Annotated in this window: 17 protein-coding genes; 15 read left to right on the top strand and 2 right to left on the bottom strand. The window is 62.0% G+C overall.

Going from position 1 to position 16,237, the window contains the following annotated elements:
• The 10 genes from AC3EML_RS18540 to AC3EML_RS18585 are packed head-to-tail and all read left to right on the top strand — an operon-like array spanning position 1 to position 8,888.
• Positions 1–294 (top strand): TrbC/VirB2 family type IV secretion system protein, encoded by a 294-nt coding sequence (locus AC3EML_RS18540; protein WP_081731038.1) that lies wholly within the window; start codon positions 1–3, stop codon positions 292–294.
• Positions 295–323: 29 nt separating this feature from the next.
• Complete coding sequence (locus tag AC3EML_RS18545; RefSeq protein WP_245264589.1) at positions 324–590, top strand: VirB3 family type IV secretion system protein; 267 nt, start codon at positions 324–326, stop codon at positions 588–590.
• 13 nt (positions 591–603) lie between these two features.
• Entirely contained in the window at positions 604–3,072 is a 2,469-nt protein-coding gene (gene trbE, locus AC3EML_RS18550) for a conjugal transfer protein TrbE (protein WP_286487421.1), read from the top strand.
• Positions 3,069–3,827, top strand: coding sequence for a P-type conjugative transfer protein TrbJ (gene trbJ, locus AC3EML_RS18555; protein WP_023731539.1), 759 nt, complete (start codon positions 3,069–3,071; stop codon positions 3,825–3,827). Before trbE ends, trbJ begins: the two co-directional genes overlap by 4 nt.
• 10 nt (positions 3,828–3,837) lie before the next feature.
• Positions 3,838–4,233, top strand: a complete 396-nt coding sequence (gene trbK-alt, locus AC3EML_RS18560; RefSeq protein ID WP_023731538.1) for a putative entry exclusion protein TrbK-alt — start codon at positions 3,838–3,840, stop codon at positions 4,231–4,233.
• Between the two features lies 1 nt (position 4,234).
• Positions 4,235–5,596, top strand: coding sequence for a P-type conjugative transfer protein TrbL (gene trbL / locus AC3EML_RS18565; RefSeq protein WP_488505288.1), 1,362 nt, complete (start codon positions 4,235–4,237; stop codon positions 5,594–5,596).
• 2 nt (positions 5,597–5,598) lie between these two features.
• Positions 5,599–6,282 (top strand): conjugal transfer protein TrbF, encoded by a 684-nt coding sequence (gene trbF / locus AC3EML_RS18570; RefSeq protein ID WP_352522212.1) that lies wholly within the window; start codon positions 5,599–5,601, stop codon positions 6,280–6,282.
• Positions 6,279–7,418: a P-type conjugative transfer protein TrbG gene (trbG, locus tag AC3EML_RS18575; RefSeq protein ID WP_023829991.1), complete on the top strand. Its 1,140-nt coding sequence runs from the start codon at positions 6,279–6,281 to the stop codon at positions 7,416–7,418. The genes trbF and trbG overlap by 4 nt, the downstream gene beginning before the upstream one ends.
• Positions 7,415–8,659, top strand: a complete 1,245-nt coding sequence (locus tag AC3EML_RS18580; protein ID WP_352522213.1) for a TraB/TrbI/VirB10 family type IV secretion system protein — start codon at positions 7,415–7,417, stop codon at positions 8,657–8,659. The genes trbG and AC3EML_RS18580 overlap by 4 nt, the downstream gene beginning before the upstream one ends.
• A 1-nt stretch (position 8,660) precedes the next feature.
• The gene (locus AC3EML_RS18585) at positions 8,661–8,888 is read left to right on the top strand and encodes a DUF2274 domain-containing protein (protein ID WP_023716200.1); all 228 of its coding nucleotides are present in this window, start codon (positions 8,661–8,663) and stop codon (positions 8,886–8,888) included.
• A gap of 56 nt (positions 8,889–8,944) precedes the next feature.
• Here the strand turns inward: AC3EML_RS18585 and AC3EML_RS18590 are convergent, their stop codons facing one another.
• Together AC3EML_RS18590 and AC3EML_RS18595 are read right to left on the bottom strand one after the other, a co-directional pair.
• A complete protein-coding gene (locus tag AC3EML_RS18590) occupies positions 8,945–9,880 on the bottom strand; it encodes a LysR family transcriptional regulator (RefSeq protein WP_023716199.1) in 936 nt (311 codons plus the stop codon).
• Positions 9,881–9,891: 11 nt separating this feature from the next.
• On the bottom strand, positions 9,892–10,887 hold the full coding sequence (locus AC3EML_RS18595) for a class I SAM-dependent methyltransferase (RefSeq protein WP_023694972.1): 996 nt from the start codon (positions 10,885–10,887) through the stop codon (positions 9,892–9,894).
• 278 nt (positions 10,888–11,165) lie between these two features.
• Here AC3EML_RS18595 and AC3EML_RS18600 point away from each other — a divergent pair, with 278 nt between their 5' ends.
• The 5 genes from AC3EML_RS18600 to AC3EML_RS18620 all read left to right on the top strand — a co-directional run bounded on the left by AC3EML_RS18600 (position 11,166) and on the right by AC3EML_RS18620 (position 16,235).
• Positions 11,166–12,053 carry a helix-turn-helix transcriptional regulator gene (locus AC3EML_RS18600; RefSeq protein ID WP_488505289.1) on the top strand — a complete coding sequence of 296 codons (888 nt, stop codon included), beginning with the start codon at positions 11,166–11,168 and terminating at the stop codon, positions 12,051–12,053.
• A 106-nt stretch (positions 12,054–12,159) separates the two neighbouring features.
• Positions 12,160–13,365 carry an MFS transporter gene (locus AC3EML_RS18605; protein ID WP_023673783.1) on the top strand — a complete coding sequence of 402 codons (1,206 nt, stop codon included), beginning with the start codon at positions 12,160–12,162 and terminating at the stop codon, positions 13,363–13,365.
• Positions 13,355–14,767 carry a hypothetical protein gene (locus tag AC3EML_RS18610; RefSeq protein WP_155923635.1) on the top strand — a complete coding sequence of 471 codons (1,413 nt, stop codon included), beginning with the start codon at positions 13,355–13,357 and terminating at the stop codon, positions 14,765–14,767. Before AC3EML_RS18605 ends, AC3EML_RS18610 begins: the two co-directional genes overlap by 11 nt.
• Before the next feature lie 361 nt (positions 14,768–15,128).
• Complete coding sequence (locus AC3EML_RS18615; protein ID WP_023695862.1) at positions 15,129–15,719, top strand: ankyrin repeat domain-containing protein; 591 nt, start codon at positions 15,129–15,131, stop codon at positions 15,717–15,719.
• 12 nt (positions 15,720–15,731) lie between these two features.
• Positions 15,732–16,235, top strand: a complete 504-nt coding sequence (locus AC3EML_RS18620; RefSeq protein WP_023716196.1) for a YHS domain-containing (seleno)protein — start codon at positions 15,732–15,734, stop codon at positions 16,233–16,235.
• Positions 16,236–16,237: the final 2 nt, after the last annotated feature.

Below are 16,237 nucleotides of genomic sequence, written 5' to 3' on the forward strand. Positions count from 1 at the left end.
ATGACTGTTTCCGTTGGCACGCTCTTCCTGGTGATGGCCGCGCCCGCTTATGCCTCCGGCTCGTCGATGCCGTGGGAACAGCCGCTGCAACAGATCCTCCAGTCGATCGAAGGCCCGGTCGCCAAGATCATGGCGGTGATCATCATCATCGTCACCGGCCTGACGCTCGCCTTCGGCGACACGTCGGGCGGCTTCCGCCGGCTCATCCAGATCGTGTTCGGCCTGTCCATCGCTTTCGCGGCGTCGAGCTTCTTCCTGTCGTTCTTCTCGTTCGGCGGCGGAGCGCTGGTCTGATGGTGGGCGCTGTCGAACAGGGCGGCCCAATGCCGGATTATACAGTACCGGGTTATACGGTCCTCGTGCACCGCGCGCTGACCGAGCCGATCCTGCTCGGCGGCGCCCCGCGCGCCATCGCCATCATGAACGGGACGCTCGCGGGCGCCGTGGGGCTGGGGCTGCGTCTGTGGCTCGTCGGTATCGCCATCTGGGCGATCGGCCATGTTGCCGCCCTCTGGGCCGCCAAGCGCGATCCGCTTTTCGTCGACGTAGTTCGCCGGCATCTGCGCATCCCGGCGCATCTCACGGTCTGAGGGGGGCCATCGGATGATGAATCTTGCCGAATATCGCAATCGTAGCAGCCGGCTCGCTGACTTCCTGCCCTGGGTGGCATTGGTCGGCGCCGGAATCATCCTCAACAAGGACGGCAGCTTCCAGCGGACCGCGCGCTTTCGCGGTCCCGATCTCGACAGCGCCGTCCCCGCCGAACTTGTCGCTGTCGCCGGCCGGCTCAACAATGCCCTTCGCCGCCTCGGCTCCGGCTGGGCGATCTTCGTGGAGGCGCAGCGCCATGCCTCGACCGGCTATCCCGACAGCCGCTTTCCAGATGCGGCCTCCACGCTGGTCGATGCGGAGCGAAAGGCGGGCTTCGAGGAGGCCGGCGCGCATTTCGAGTCCAGCTACTTCCTGACTCTCACCTATCTTGCGCCCGCCGAAGACACCGCCCGCGCGGAAAGCTGGCTTTACGAAGGGCGCGAGCGGAAGGGCCTGGACCCTAATGCGGTGCTGACCGGCTTCGCTGACCGCAGCGACCGCGTCCTGCGCCTTGTCGAAGCCTTCATGCCGGAGTGCCAGTGGCTCGATGACGCCGAGACGCTGACCTATCTGCATGGCTGCGTCTCGACCAATCGCCACCGTGTCCGCGTTCCCGAAACGCCGATGTATCTCGATGCCATGCTGGCCGACCAGCCGCTGACAGGCGGGCTTGAGCCGCGGCTTGGCGCGTCGAATCTTCGCATTCTCACGCTCACGGGTTTCCCGACCGCGACCACGCCGGGTCTGCTCGACGAACTGAACCGGCTGGCCTTCCCGTATCGCTGGTCGACACGCGCGATCCTGCTCGACAAGACCGATGCCACCAGGCTGCTGACAAAGATCCGGCGTCAATGGTTCGCCAAGCGCAAGTCGGTCGCCGCGATCCTCAAGGAAGTGATGACCAACGAAGCGTCCGTCCTCGTGGACACCGACGCCGCAAACAAGGCCGCTGATGCCGACATGGCGCTGCAGGAGCTCGGCGCCGACTATGCGGGCATGGCTTATGTCACCGCGACGGTGACTGTTTGGGACGATGATCCTGGCATCGCCGACGAAAAACTGCGCCTGGTCGAAAAGGTCATCCAGGGCCGCGATTTCACGGCGATCATCGAAACCATCAATGCCGTCGACGCCTTGCTCGGCAGCCTGCCGGGTCATGTCTACGCCAACGTCCGCCAGCCTCCCATCTCCACGCTCAATCTCGCCCACATCATACCGCTTTCAGCGGTGTGGGCGGGCGCTGTGCGGGACGAGCATTTTGCGGCGCCCCCTCTGCTCTTCGGCAAGACCGAAGGCTCGACCCCGTTCCGGCTTTCGCTTCACGTCGGTGACGTCGGCCATACGCTGATCGTCGGCCCGACCGGCGCGGGCAAGTCCGTGCTCTTGGCACTGATGGCGCTGCAATTCCGCCGGTATGAAGGCTCGCAGGTTTTCGCCTTCGATTTCGGCGGTTCGATCCGCGCGGCGGCACTCGCCATGGGCGGCGACTGGCATGATCTCGGCGGCGATCTCAGCGATGGAGCGTCCGATAGCGTCAGTCTTCAGCCGTTCGCGCGCATTCACGATGTCCCCGAGCGCGCCTGGGCCGCCGACTGGATCGTGGCGATCCTGACGCGTGAGAATGTAACGATCACGCCTGAGATCAAGGAGCATATCTGGACGGCGTTGAGTTCTCTGGCGTCCGCGCCTGTCGAGGAGCGCACCATCACCGGCCTGGTCGTGCTGCTGCAATCAAACGATCTCAAGCAGGCATTGCGCCCCTATTGCGTCGGAGGTCCCTATGGCCGCCTGCTCGATGCCGAGCACGAGCATATCGGATCGGCGTCGGTCCAGGCATTCGAAACCGAGGGGCTGATCGGAACAGGTGCCGCGCCCGCCGTCCTGTCCTATCTCTTCCATCGCATCGAGGACCGGCTCGATGGCTCGCCAACCCTTCTCATCATCGACGAAGGCTGGCTTGTGCTGGACGACGAGGGCTTTGCCGGCCAGCTCCGCGAATGGCTAAAGACGCTGCGCAAGAAGAACGCCAGCGTCATCTTCGCCACGCAGTCGCTCAGCGACATTGACGGCTCGGCAATCGCGCCCGCGATCATCGAGAGCTGCCAGACCCGGCTTCTGCTGCCAAACGAGCGCGCAATCGAGCCGCAGATCACGGCGATCTATCGTCGATTCGGCCTCAACGATCGGCAGATCGAGATCATCGCGCGGGCGATGCCAAAGCGCGACTATTACTGCCAGTCCCGACGCGGCAACCGGCTGTTCGAGCTCGGTCTGTCCGATGTGGCGCTCGCGCTCTGCGCTGTGTCCTCGAAGACCGACCAGGCCGCGATCGCCCGCATCTTCGCCGAGCACGGCCGCGACGGATTCCTCGCAGCCTGGCTTAGCCACCGTGGCGTCGGCTGGGCCGCTGAACTCGTTCCCGCCATAACCAGCCCCGCCCTAACCAGCCCCGCCCTCACCAACAAGGAGAAGTCCCCATGAAACAACGCCGTTCCCTTGGCATGCGGTTCGCCGCCGCACTGCTTGTCGCTCCTGCCGCGCTCTCGCCTTTCCTGACGACACCGGCACAGGCCTTGATCGTTTTCGATCCCTCGAACTATTCGCAAAACGTCCTGACGGCAGCGCGCTCGCTCGAACAGATCACCAACCAGATCACCTCGCTCCAGAACCAGGCGCAGATGCTCATCAACCAGGCGCGCAATCTCGCAAGCCTGCCGTTCTCCTCGCTGGAACAGCTTCAGCAGTCCGTGCAGCGTACGCAGCAACTGCTCAGTCAGGCGCAGAACGTTGCCTATGACGTGCGGCAGATCGATCAGGCCTTCCAGCAGAAATACGGCAACGTCTCGCTATCGGCTTCGGATCAGCAACTCGTCGCCGACGCGCGCTCGCGCTGGGGCAACACGGTTGGTGGCCTTCAGGATGCCATGCGTGTGCAGGCGGGCGTCGTCGGCAACATTGACACCAATCGCAGTGAGATGTCGGCACTGGTCGGCCAAAGCCAGGGTGCGACGGGCGCGCTTCAGGCAACACAGGCCGGCAACCAGCTCCTCGGGCTTCAGGCGCAGCAGCTTGCCGATCTCACCGCTGTCGTCGCCGCGAATGGTCGGGCGCAAGCGTTGCAATCGGCCGAGCAGGCCACCGCCGCCGACCAGGGCCGGGAGCAGCGCCGCCGCTTCCTGACGCAGGGCTCGGGCTACCAACCCGGCAGTGCGCAGATGTTCTATGGCAAGAACTGAGGCCGGAGCGATGGATGGCAAGATCCTCGCTCGTGTCAGTGCGGTCGTCTTCATCGCGGTCGCTTTGACAGTGACCGCGATCGAGATGAGCAGCAAGGACGATGAGCCTGACGCCCTTGGGACACGGGACCGTTCCACCGCGTCACAAGACCTGCTCGCGTTCGAATTGCGCCGCTGTTCCGGGATCGGCGAGGCCGGTCCTCGCGATCCCGGTTGTCTGAAAGCCTGGGCAGAGAGCCGGCGCCGGTTTCTCCGTCAACGTGACTCGGCAACCGCGCCTGCGCCGGTAGCGCCGACAACGCTGTTTCCGAATGTGCCCGCGTCAGGCGACCGGCAAGAAGGGGAGGGGACGGATGTGACCGCTCCCGCGATGCAGGTCGAGCCGCCTCGGCCGGAGCCGCGCTGACATGGGTGGCATGGGCGTCATCGACCATTTCCTCGAAGTCTTCACGCGCTACATCGACAGCGGCTTCGGCCTGCTCGGCGGGGAGGTCGGCTTTATCGCCACAACCCTGATCGTCATCGACGTGACGTTGGCTGCGCTCTTCTGGTCCTGGGGTGCGGACGACGACATCATGGCGCGCCTCGTCAAGAAGACCCTATTCGTCGGCGTCTTCGCCTATCTCATCTCCAACTGGAACAATCTCGCCCGCATCGTCTTTGAAAGCTTCGCCGGGCTTGGCCTGAAGGCCTCGGGTACGGGTTTTACCGTCAACGATCTCATGCGCCCGGGCAAGGTGGCGCAGACCGGGCTCGATGCCGGCCGGCCGTTGCTGGACTCGATCTCGAACCTGATGGGCTATTGGTCCTTCTTCGAGAACTTCATCCAGATCGCCTGCATGTTCTTCGCCTGGGCGCTGGTGCTGCTGGCCTTCTTCATCCTGGCAATCCAGCTTTTCGTCACGCTGATCGAATTCAAGCTGACCACGCTCGCCGGTTTCGTGCTCATTCCCTTCGGTCTGTTCGGCAAATCCGCCTTCATGGCCGAGCGGGTGCTTGGCAACGTCATCTCGTCCGGCATCAAGGTGCTGGTGCTCGCCGTCATCATCGGCATCGGCTCAACGCTCTTTTCCGAGTTCACCGCGGGGTTCAGCGGCAACACGCCGTCGATCGACGATGCCATGGCGATCGTGCTGGCCGCGTTGTCGCTGCTCGGCCTTGGCATATTTGGACCTGGCATTGCCAACGGCCTCGTCTCCGGCGGCCCGCAACTCGGCGCGGGTGCTGCGGTCGGCGCTGGGCTCGCCGTCGGAGGCATGGCAGCAGTCGGCACTGCGGCCGGCGGCGCAGTCGTGTCTGGAGGCGCGGCTGTCAGTGGCGGTGCTGCAGCGGCGGCCCGTGGCGGTGCCGCCATGGCGGGCAGGGCGTCCACAGCCTACGGCCTCAGCGCGGCCGGAGAGTTTGGCTTTTCTGGCGTCGCATCCGGGCTCGGCGGTGTCATCAGAGCCGGCGCCCAAGGTGCCATCTCACCGCTCAAGCGTGCGGCCAATAATGCGGCAGGCAGCATGAAGCACAGCTACCAGTCGGGCGCTCGCGCTGCCTTCGAGACGACGGGCGGGTCATCCACGGCTGGCACAATCGGCGCGAACGCGCCCGAAGCCGGCTCCGCACCCGTCGCGTCCTCCGCAACCGAAAGTCAGCCAGCCTGGGCGAAGCGCATGAAGCGCTCGCAACAGATGACCCATGGCGTCCAGGCCGCCGCCCACGCTGTCCGCAGTGGCGACAGCCATGGCGGCGGCTCCTCGATCAACCTCTCTGAAAGAGACTAAGCATGTTCAAACGACCGTCCACGCACTACGGCAGATCCCCACAACCCGAGACGCCCTACCAGCGTGCTGCGCAGGTCTGGGACGAGCGCATCGGTTCCGCTCGCGTGCAGGCGCGCAACTGGCGGTATATGGCTTTCGGTTGCCTGGCGCTCGCCGCGGGCTTCTCCGCAGCGCTCATCTGGCAATCCGCGAAAGGCTCGATCGTGCCTTGGGTGGTGCAGGTCGATCGTCTCGGCCAGGCGCAGGCCGTGGGACCCGCGATCGGCGACTATCAGCCGAACGATCCGCAGATTGCCTTCTACCTGGCGCACTTCATCGAACAGGTGAGGTCGATCCCCGCCGATCCGGTCATCGTGCGGCAGAACTGGCTGCGCGCCTACGACTTCGCGACGCAGGGCGGGGCGCTGGCTCTCAACGACTATGCGCGCGCCAATGACCCGTTCACCAAGGTCGGCAAGCAGCAGGTCGCCGTCGATGTGTCGTCGGTCATCCGCGCATCGCCGGTGAGCTTCCGAATCGCCTGGGTCGAACGCCGCTATCAGGATGGATCACTCGCTTCCACGGAGCGCTGGTCGGCCATTCTCACCATTGTCATGCAGCCCCCGCGCGACGCCGACACGCTGAGGAAGAATCCGCTCGGCATCTACATCAACGCCATCAACTGGTCGAAGGAGCTTGGACAATGATGCCCGCACTCTGCAACACCGCCCCCCGGGGGTGTCCGGCTTTCCTCGTTCGCGCAATGCCGGCCTTACGCAAAATGGCCTTTCCAGCACTTCTGCTTTTGACCTCGGCGCTTGCGGGCTGTGCCACCAGGCAGAAGCCGCCGGAGATTTCCTATGACGATCCGGTCCCGGCCGTGCAGGCGGTCGATCCGCCCCCGCCCGTCAAGGTGGTGGAGCTGTCCAAGCCGCTGCCGCTTCCAGGCCAGTTGAAGCCGGTCGGCAAGGCCGCAAAGCCCGACCCGGAACCGACCGATCCGGCCGCGCGCGTGAACCTGGCCAATGCGGCCGCGCGCGTCCAGCCTGTCCGCAACGGCTTCATCAACTCGATGCAGGTCTATCCGTTCGTCGATGGCGCGCTCTATCAGGTTTATGCCTCGCCGGGGCAGATCACCGACATCGCGCTGCAGCCCGGCGAGCAGCTCGTCGGCTCCGGTCCCGTCGCCGCCGGCGACACCGTGCGCTGGATCATCGGCGATACCGAGAGCGGTACGGGCGGCGCCAAGCAGGTCCACATCCTCGTCAAGCCGACGCGCGCCGACCTTCTCACCAATCTCGTCATCAACACCGATCGGCGGACCTATCACATGGAACTGCGCTCGACGCCGTCGACCTATATGGCATCGGTTTCCTGGCAATATCCGCAGGACCAACTCATCGCTTTGCGGCGTCAGAACCAAGAGGCTGAAGCTGTGCAGCCGGTCTCGACGGGCATCGATCTTTCTCGCGTCAATTTCCGCTACGACGTGACTGGCGATCGCGCACCCTGGCGGCCGTTGCGCGCCTTCGACGATGGTAAGCAGGTGTTCATCGAATTCCCGCGGGGCATCGGCCAGGGCGAGATGCCGCCACTCTTCGTCGTCGGGCCGGACGGTGACACGTCCGAGCTGGTCAACTATCGCGTGCGCGGCAACTACATGATCGTCGACCGGCTGTTTGCCGCCGCCGAGTTGCGCTTCGGCGCCGGCAAGAACCAGCAGCGCATCCGCATCTCCCGCACCGATGGGGTGAAGAGCAGTCGATTTTCATGGATGCGTGGCCCTGGTGAGACCCCGCAAGCCACGTCCCTCCGAACAAACAGGGGAGGGTCGTCATCATGAGCAACAGATTGGATCCAGGGAAGGAAGAGGGCCGGGGGCCGGCGGATGACGCCCGGCCGGAGGCGTCGGTCGAGGATGACGCCCGGCCCCTGACAGGCGAGCCGGCCGCAGCCATGCGGCTGCGCGCCGAGCAACCGCGGGTGACGCGTCTGTCCCTCAAGGCGCTGGCCGCGTTGGGGCTCACCGCAAGCCTCGCTGTCGGCGGTGCGCTGATCTACGCGCTGCAGAACCGTCAACAAGGCCAGGGTCAGGAGCTGTACTCAACCGACAATCGCTCGACGCCCGATGGGCTCGCCGGCCTGCCAAAGGACTATGCAGGCGTCCCAAAGCTTGGCCCACCGCTTCCCGGCGATCTCGGCCGCCCGATCCTCGCCGCGCAGAATGGCGGCCCCGCGCTATCAACAGGTCCCGTTGGACTGGACCAGGAGGAGCAGCGCCGGGAGCAGGAACTGGAAGCGGCGAGGACGGCGCGCTTATTCGCGTCCACGCAAACGCGGCCTGCAAGTGACACGACCGTCGCTCAAGTCACGACAGAAACCGTGCCACGGCCTGATCTCTCCAGCCTTGGGTTCGCGCCGCAGCCGGCCACGCCCTCGGCGCAGGACCGGCAGCGCGCGTTCCTTGATCAGCCGGCGGACAAGCGAACCGTCTCGCCTGATCGCGTCGCGGCGCCGGCGTCGAAAAACGTCCTGCAGGCGGGCGCTGTCATCGCGGCCGCCCTCATCACCGGCATTCGCTCCGACCTGCCGGGTCAGATTACCGCGCAGGTGACGGAGAATGTCTATGACAGCCCCACCGGACAAGTCCGTCTCATTCCGCAGGGGACGCGCCTCATCGGCCAGTATGACAATGGTGTCGGCTTCGGCCAGCGTCGCGTGTTGCTGGTCTGGACCAGACTGATTTTTCCGAACGGCCGCTCCATCATTCTGGAACGTCAGCCTGGCGCGGACGCGGAAGGCTATGCTGGGCTCGAGGACGGCGTTGACTATCACTGGGGCGAGCTCTTCAAGGCTGCAGCGCTCTCCACGGTTCTGAGCATCGGCGCGCAGGCAGGCTCATCGGGCCAGGAGAGCGACATCATGCGCGCTCTTCGTCAGGGTGCTTCCGACAGCATCAGCCAGACAGGCCAGCAGATCGTGCAGCGGCAGCTCAATATAGCGCCGACACTCACCATCCGACCGGGATACCCGGTGCGCGTCATCGTCACGCGCGATCTCGTGCTTGAACCTTATGGAGGCTGAAATGGCCAAGCTGAAACTGGGGCCAATCGCTGACGACAAACCTGTCAAGGTCATGGTGGAGCTTCCCGCGGCATTGCACCGTGACCTGACCGCTTATGCCGAGATCCTCGGCCGCGAAGCGGGGCACCGGCCCGCCGATGCGCCGCGCCTCATCGTTGCGATGTTGGAGCGGTTCATTGCGACGGATCGGGGCTTTGCCAGGGCAAAGCGTTCGGAAAGTGCTGGCTAAGGGCCTGCGGACCGAAGTCGAACCGGTCAGTCGCGCCTCCCATTCATGGCGTGACTTCAGAAATCGCGCCGCGGCGAGCTCCTCCATTGACAGGTCCCGGGTCGTGCTGCTGTCGCCATGTTTCTTGCGGTCCCAACCAGCCGCAAGAGCGCGCGCTTTGGGTTCGATTCAAGCCACACTGCCTTGATCCAACTGATGCTGCTCTGCCCACGGATCGGTTTCCACACTGTGGCGTCGATGGCGACTGTCCTGGCAAAACCCTCGCCCGCCAGAGTGACGCCTTGACCGAGTTGCACCTTGAGGATGACCGTTGCTTCGCTGGCGCGACATATCTGGATAGCGGGGCCACCATTCGCAGCGATATGCTCCAGCAATTGCGGATCCCGGGAGGATTCGCCTGAAACCAGCAGACACGTATCTGCAAGATCTGCCCATCTGACCGCAGGCTTTTCTGCAAGCGGATGGTAGCAGGGCAGGAGAACGAACAAACGCTCGTGCGCAAATATCTCGCTACGGCACAGGGCGGCGTTCTCAAGCCCGTGCGTGAAGACGATGTCGAGGCGCCGGCGGCGTATAGCCGCCAGGCACTGTTCGAGTGGAACGTCTTCGATCTCGACGCACACGTCTGGATGTAAACGGCCAAAACGATCGATGAGACGTGTCACGAACGTGCGCCCCATCTGGGCGCATAATCCTATCCTGAGCGTTTTGACATCCTGGTGACCGCGACTACCTCCAGCCAGTGCATCCTGCAAGCCTTCATAATGGGCCCGGACAAGATCGACCCAGGCCCGGCCTGCCTCGGTCAGCCGAACGCCATGGACGTCGCGGTCAAACAACTGCATGTCGAGCAACTGCTCGAGAGCTACGATGTTGCGGCTGACACAGGATTCCCTCACTCTGAGAACTCTTGCAGCCTGCCTGAGGCTGCCATGGTCGACAGCTGCGAAGACATGGTCCAAACGGCGGAGCGTGTTGTCGACCTGTCCCAAGGCGCAGGAGCCTATTCCTGCGCGGCAGGGACGCTAACGGGCAGGGGCGGACACAAGCTCGTTTCGTAGACGTACTCGTGCGGAATGGCCGGAGTGGCCATCTGGGAGAGGTACCGGTTTAGGTTTTCCTCGCTATTGCTCGCCGCCAGGCTACAGAAATTTCCGCTGTTCCACGTCAGTGAGCAGTAGCTGAAATGCTGGCGTATGGCGTCGGCCATCTGTGCCAAAGTCACCTCATTGCCGAACATCGTATCCAGAACGAGGGTTTGCTTCTTCTCGATTTCATCTGGGGGAAAATAGCGCGCCTTGAACCCAAAATCCTTCTGGTATTCGCGACGCCTGTAGTCCGGCTCCTCGGTTGCCCGGAACTTTTCGACGAAGACGAAGATTCCGTCCTGCTTGAGGTGCTGGGTCACGAATTCGATCTGGCTTGCTCTGTTGGGCGAGTACATCTGAAAGGTCGTATCTTCGAGAATGATGTCGAACCCGTGGGCAAAATTTGCCAGTCGCGGATCTGAACGCAGGACGTCCTTTGTCAAATGATGAAAGGGGCCGACGAAGAAGTCAGCGTGCGGCGGTTCGCCATAAGCCATGAAGCAATTGTAATTCTCCGCGTTCGGGCTGCACGACAGTGTGCGTATCTGTCCCTCCGACAGTTCGGACAGTGTCCTCGCCATCGTGCCTTCCGCTGTTCCAAGGCTGTATAGCGAATGCGGACCACCACGATCCCGTGCGTATTTCAGCATTGCGTAGGCCGTCCGGCACTCCTCCTCCAATCTGTAGGGAATGCTGCCGTGATAATGCTGGTCAAAAAAGCCTTGTCGTGCCGCATGCAGGCTGACCAGGCCGCGCAGCAGTTCATCGCTCGGCAGAAGCCGGGCGTCGGCGACGGGCTTGCGGATTGGCATCCCGCTCTTGCCAGCGGCGGTCGCCGCGAAAAAGCCTGCCAGTCCGTTGATCCGTGGGCCGTGGTCGCACTCAGCCAGAAAGTCGTCGAGTCCACGCATCGCAGTATGCCTCCAGCACCGTTCCATTGGTGAGATGCCGATACGTCGATGGGGGAAATTCCACCAAGATAAGTGGGGTCTAATATTTCACCGGGCTCAAGTATTGGCTGAGCCAACTGGTAGGCCTGCCGGATACAGGCGGCTTTCACTCGTTTGCCATTTTTTCGCTAAAGTCACATCTTCTACCAATCCAGAGTTATTTGCGTGTTGTTCAGCAACCCATGGTTCGCCACATCATGCGCCGACTGGCCGCTCGCCAGTAAGGAGGCTGCGGATACGTGAATACTCTTGCGCTCGACCCGACCCAGAATCGCCGTTCCCGGCACCAGTCGCTTACACACAAATATGAGAATTGGGGGAGCGTGCGGGCGGACGTGGTCAAAAGAACCGGGCTTGAGCGCCAGGAAACAAGAATCCTGCAGCCAAACCATTTGTTCCTGATGAACCTGAAGGGCACGGCGTGCCGCGGAGAAGACATCGTGGATGGGCGCCGGATTGCCTTTTTGCCGCGCCGGGCCGGTTCGATAATCTTCATGCCCGCCGGCAGTGATTGGAATGGGTGGGACGAGGGGGACGCGACCGCTTCCTACCTCCTAGTCTCGATTGCAAAAGAGTTCGCCGACGATGTGTTTGCGGGAACGGCTCGCCATCGCCCGGCAGTGCTGCCGCCGTCGATCGGGTTTCGGGACGGCACTGTAGAGTTGGCGTTGCAGAGGATTGCCTTGGAGCTCAAGCAGCCTGACCCCATCAGCGCAACGATGGTGGAGTGCCACGCCACGCAATTGCTCGGCCAAATGTTGAGGTTGAACGGCTTCCATCAGGAGCCGGCAAAAGGCGGTTTGTCATCGTTCGATCTCAAGCGGGCGGTGGACATGATCGAGACGTTGTCGGACGGCAGACCTACGCTCGCCGATCTGGCGAAAGAAATTGGGGTTAGCCGGTTCCATTTCTGGAGGGCCTTCAAGCAGTCGACAGGCATGACGCCGCACGCATTCATTGCGCAGCGACGGCTGGAGCAGGCCGCGGACATGCTGCGATCGACCAGTCTGTCGGCGACGGAAATCGCGATGGAATGTGGTTTCGGCAGCTCGAGCCATTTCACGACCGCCTTTAAGCGGGCATTCGGCGCGGTCCCGACGGAGTTTCGTCGTAACTGCAAAATCTAGCCCCCCGCTTGTCGGTTCTCAGCAAGTATCGGAAAACCCCAACATCACAGTAAAGCAGGCTTGGCGGAAGACGGTATCCATCGGCGGTCAGCCGGATACGCCGCTCATGTCAAACCTGGTTCGAGTTCATCATGGCAAAGGACGGGCCGGCCGGTCCAGTCCCTGCCTCGGATTCCTGGCCAGCACGCTATCGGCGGCCGTTGCCCGAAACGGCTACTACATCGCATCCGCCTGGATTCTCGTCGAGCGAGGGTACGGAACCGCCGGCGTGGCGACGTTCCTTGCGATCGTCAGCGTTGTCGAATTCATCGCGAGCCCTCTGGCCGGTGTAGCGGCGGATCGATTTGACAGGCGATGCTTGAACGTTGCGGCAGACCTCAGCCGCTTCGTCGTTATGCTGGCTACCGCTTGCGCGCTTCTCGACATGGACGTGTTTGTGATTATCTGTCTGTCAGCGGCCCTCTTTTCGTTTTGCGACCGTGTCGCGCTTACAAGCTCTCAATCAATGATCCCCGTGATAGCTGACGGCCGCGATCTTGTAGCCTCGAATTCCGCCGTCTTCTTCGTCATGCAGGTCGGCAATCTCGGCGCAGCTTTGCTTGCAGGGCCTTTGCTGCATGATCGCTCCCCAGTCCTGCCATTCACCGTTATTGCTGCCTTCTTTTTGTTTTCATCGGGCTGCCTAGCCTTGATGCGGCTGCAACCGGTTTCGCGTGATGTCCGCTTCGCCAAAATCTCGGCAGCACAATTAGATCCAAGCCTGCGTCGTCTCATCGGCGTCTACGCGCTTCTCTACACAAGCGCGGTGCTTGTCAGCGTCATGGGATCTAGCTTCGTCTTCCAGGAGCAGAAGGGTACTGCCGCGGATTTCGGCTACCTTGAGGCTGCATGGTCGGCGGGCTCACTGATCGGTGCGGTCTCTCTGTTCCGGATTGAAAGAGCGATGAGTACCCACGTGCGGCATCTCATGCTTTTGGGCTTAACGGCGCTGGTACTCATGGCGCTGGCATCTCTGCCCACGCCCTGGACAGTGATCCTTTTTGTCGCGCTCGGATTTCTATACAATCTTGGACGCGTCAGCGTTGAAGTCACATTGCAGTCGCATGTATCCATTTATCTTTTGGGCCGGGCCAAAGGCATTATGCATAGTGTGGCCGTGGTGCTCGGGTTACTCATCTTCGGCATCGCCGCCGCTGTCGGAGATCGAGCATTTCCTTCGACGATTTTCTTGAGCTTTGGCGTGGCGCTCCTCGTCAGTATTTTGTGTTTGAGCGTGGGTGTAATTCAGACACGAGAAAAAGGTGAAACGTGAGGTGGAAGAGCTAACAGCAGGCGTAGATGCGAAACAGGCAGTCCTGGGGTCGCTGACGGCACTCTACCCCTGGATGAGCCCATACCATTCCCGGCCGATCCGTGATTATGCGTTTCGCCTGTTTACGGCGCCGGCTTCGGTTCCCATGCCAGAAATCCGGCTCCGAGCCTTCACCAAACTACTCGACATCATCAGGAAGGCAGCGACACGAAACGGGTTGTCTGCCGATACCGCCTTGGAAATCTGCAGGGATTTCCAAAGGCGCCGCGTGTTGCAGACAGGCCCTCATTTGTTTCTCCTCCTGGAGCCGGAAGCCTATTATACGCATATCTTCAGCCTCCTTGGTCTCTCGGCGCATGGCTGTTCGACCTACGTTTCCTACGCCGTTTCGACGGTGAATCTCGTCGAAAAGCCACGCAAGGGACCAGGCTGGATCACCGTTGACGGCAAGCCGGTCAACGTCTTTGGCCTGAGCCGAAGCCGGATGATCGGATACAGCCTGCTAGCCGGGCCGGGACCTTACAGGTTCGAGTTGTTACCGAGGGAGCCAAATACTGGGGGAGACGCGCTCACGCTGCTTCGTAGCCTTCTGCCGAAAACGCAATTCGACCGGCCGGCGCATGCCATCAAGGCAGCCAATCTCATCCTTTGGCCAAGAATGTTCGGACACCGCTTTGCCTTCCTGCAGATCGACGACGAGGATATCGCCGACTTGGTGGCCGACCATCTGTCGGACGAAAATTCCTGGCTACGCATGAGACTGCTGGAAGACCCGAAGTTCGCCTCCAATATCCTTGCCGGCATCGATGGGCTCGCGTCCGGCCCCTGGAGTGGCTGGCTCGCGCGCGGTACCGACTTCTTCTGGCTCTACGAAAATGGCAAACGCCTTCCGCTGCGTCTGGTTGCCGGAGAGCTCATCGATCCCGCGACCGGTATGAAGGTGGCGTGCTTCACAGCCCCCGATATCCTTGAGCGGCTGGCAAATCGCAGCCTTGTCCCGAATCTCCTGCTGATGTTTCTGGTTTTGTCGATCCTGCCCGGCGTGCGCGCGCTTGGAGGCAGCTATCAGCCGATCTATTACCCCCTGATGCGCTATGTCGTCTCCCGGGCGCTTGAGGCCACAGGCGTGGATGAAGATCTTCAGCAGGCTCTCGCAAGCGACGACGTACCGGGTGCTTGGGGACATCGGGTAATTGAGTGTGATGATGATCCGCTCGAGCTATTCCTGAAGGGCAGGAACGGCGCGATGAGTGATCTCATCGGCCGTTTGGGCGACATTTCCTTCGCCGAGGCTTGTGGAAGCATGAAAGGCTTCGTGACAGACCCGTCGTGGAATGAACTTCACAGCCGACTGCGGCAGGGGTTGGTCACGCCGTCCGATGCGGAATGGGCCTTTTCCTGAAATGTCCTATGCACTTCCTATGTGTACGCCGGTTACGAATGGCAGCTTTGCGCCCCATGTCGGTCATTGAGCAAGCCATAGTTGCATCCGAAAGCGGACACTTCCGCCAACGGCCACCTTTGCGCTTACCGGCTATCCCAACGGAGCAACAGGCGGTTACGTTCGACGCCGCTCGGCGCCTCGGTAATCGACGCTCTTCAAAATTCAGCCTGGACCGGTGCCGTACTGACGAAGCCAGTAGCACTAACGCCTTCCCGCCCTGGGCCGCGTTCGCTATGTCTGGCCGCGCCGTCCGCCTTGGATCCACCTGATGTGCCCAGGACAGCTTGTATGACCACAAGCTAATATGCTACCTTGCACAATGCGCGGATTGCTGGCACTTGGAATGCTGGTTTTGGCGGCTACAACAGCAGCCGCAGGTGAGCAGTTGTTCGACTCCATCGCCGCCGGCGACAAGGGTGCCGTGGAGCAAGCCCTGGCAGGCGGTGCCGACGTCGACAGCCGGGCGCGCGACCAGGCAACGCTGCTCATCGCTGCAGCGCTCGATAACCAGCCGGAAATCGCCGACTTCTTGCTGGCCAAGGGTGCCGACATCATGGCGCGTAACTCGGGCGGCTTTACCCCGCTTCATGCGGCGGCCTTCTCGGGCAGCCTGCCGATCGCCAAGCTGCTGCTGGAAAAAGGCGCGGTGCTCGACGATGCCGCCAACAAGGCGGGTGCTACGCCGTTGCTGGTGGCCGGCGAGGAAAACCACATTGAACTGGCCGAGTTCCTCATTGCGAAAGGTGCCAATGTGAACCATGCCGAGGGGCATGGCTACATGCCGATAACGCGCGCATTCTGGAAGGGCAACACGGATATCATACGACTTTTCAAACGCCATGGTGCTACCTGCCAAGCCAAAATTCTTGGCGAGGCGAACGCGGCGAAGTGCGCCGAGATCCACGATTAACGGAGGATACAGATGAGCACGATGATCAAGCTACGACTGGTTCGGAGTTTGGGGACGGCTGCCCTGGTCGCGGTAGCTGTGGTCGCCGGCGCGGGATCGGCATGTGCCGACGATTCGGTAAACACCGGCTATTTTGGTGGTGTGGCGATCATGGGCTACGACACGGTCGCTTACTTCACTGACGGCAAGGCCGTGAAGGGCTCCGAAGAGTTCACTTATGAATGGCTGGGGACACCTTGGCATTTCGCCAGCAAGAAACACCAGGAAATGTTCATGAGCGAACCGGTCAAGTACGCTCCTCAATATGGCGGGTACTGCGCCGGCGAAGTCGTGGGCGGGGGGGTCACGGTCAATGTCGATCCTGAGGCATTCAAGATTATCGACGGCAAGCTCTACCTGATCTACGACGTCGACAATGCGGATGATTTCGCCGCGCATGCAGCTGAAAATATCCCGAAAGCCGATGCCAACTGGCCGAAGGTCGCGGCCAATTTGGAACTCGATCACTATCATTGAGA

The sequence above is a fragment of the Mesorhizobium sp. P170090 genome (genome assembly GCF_057786115.1).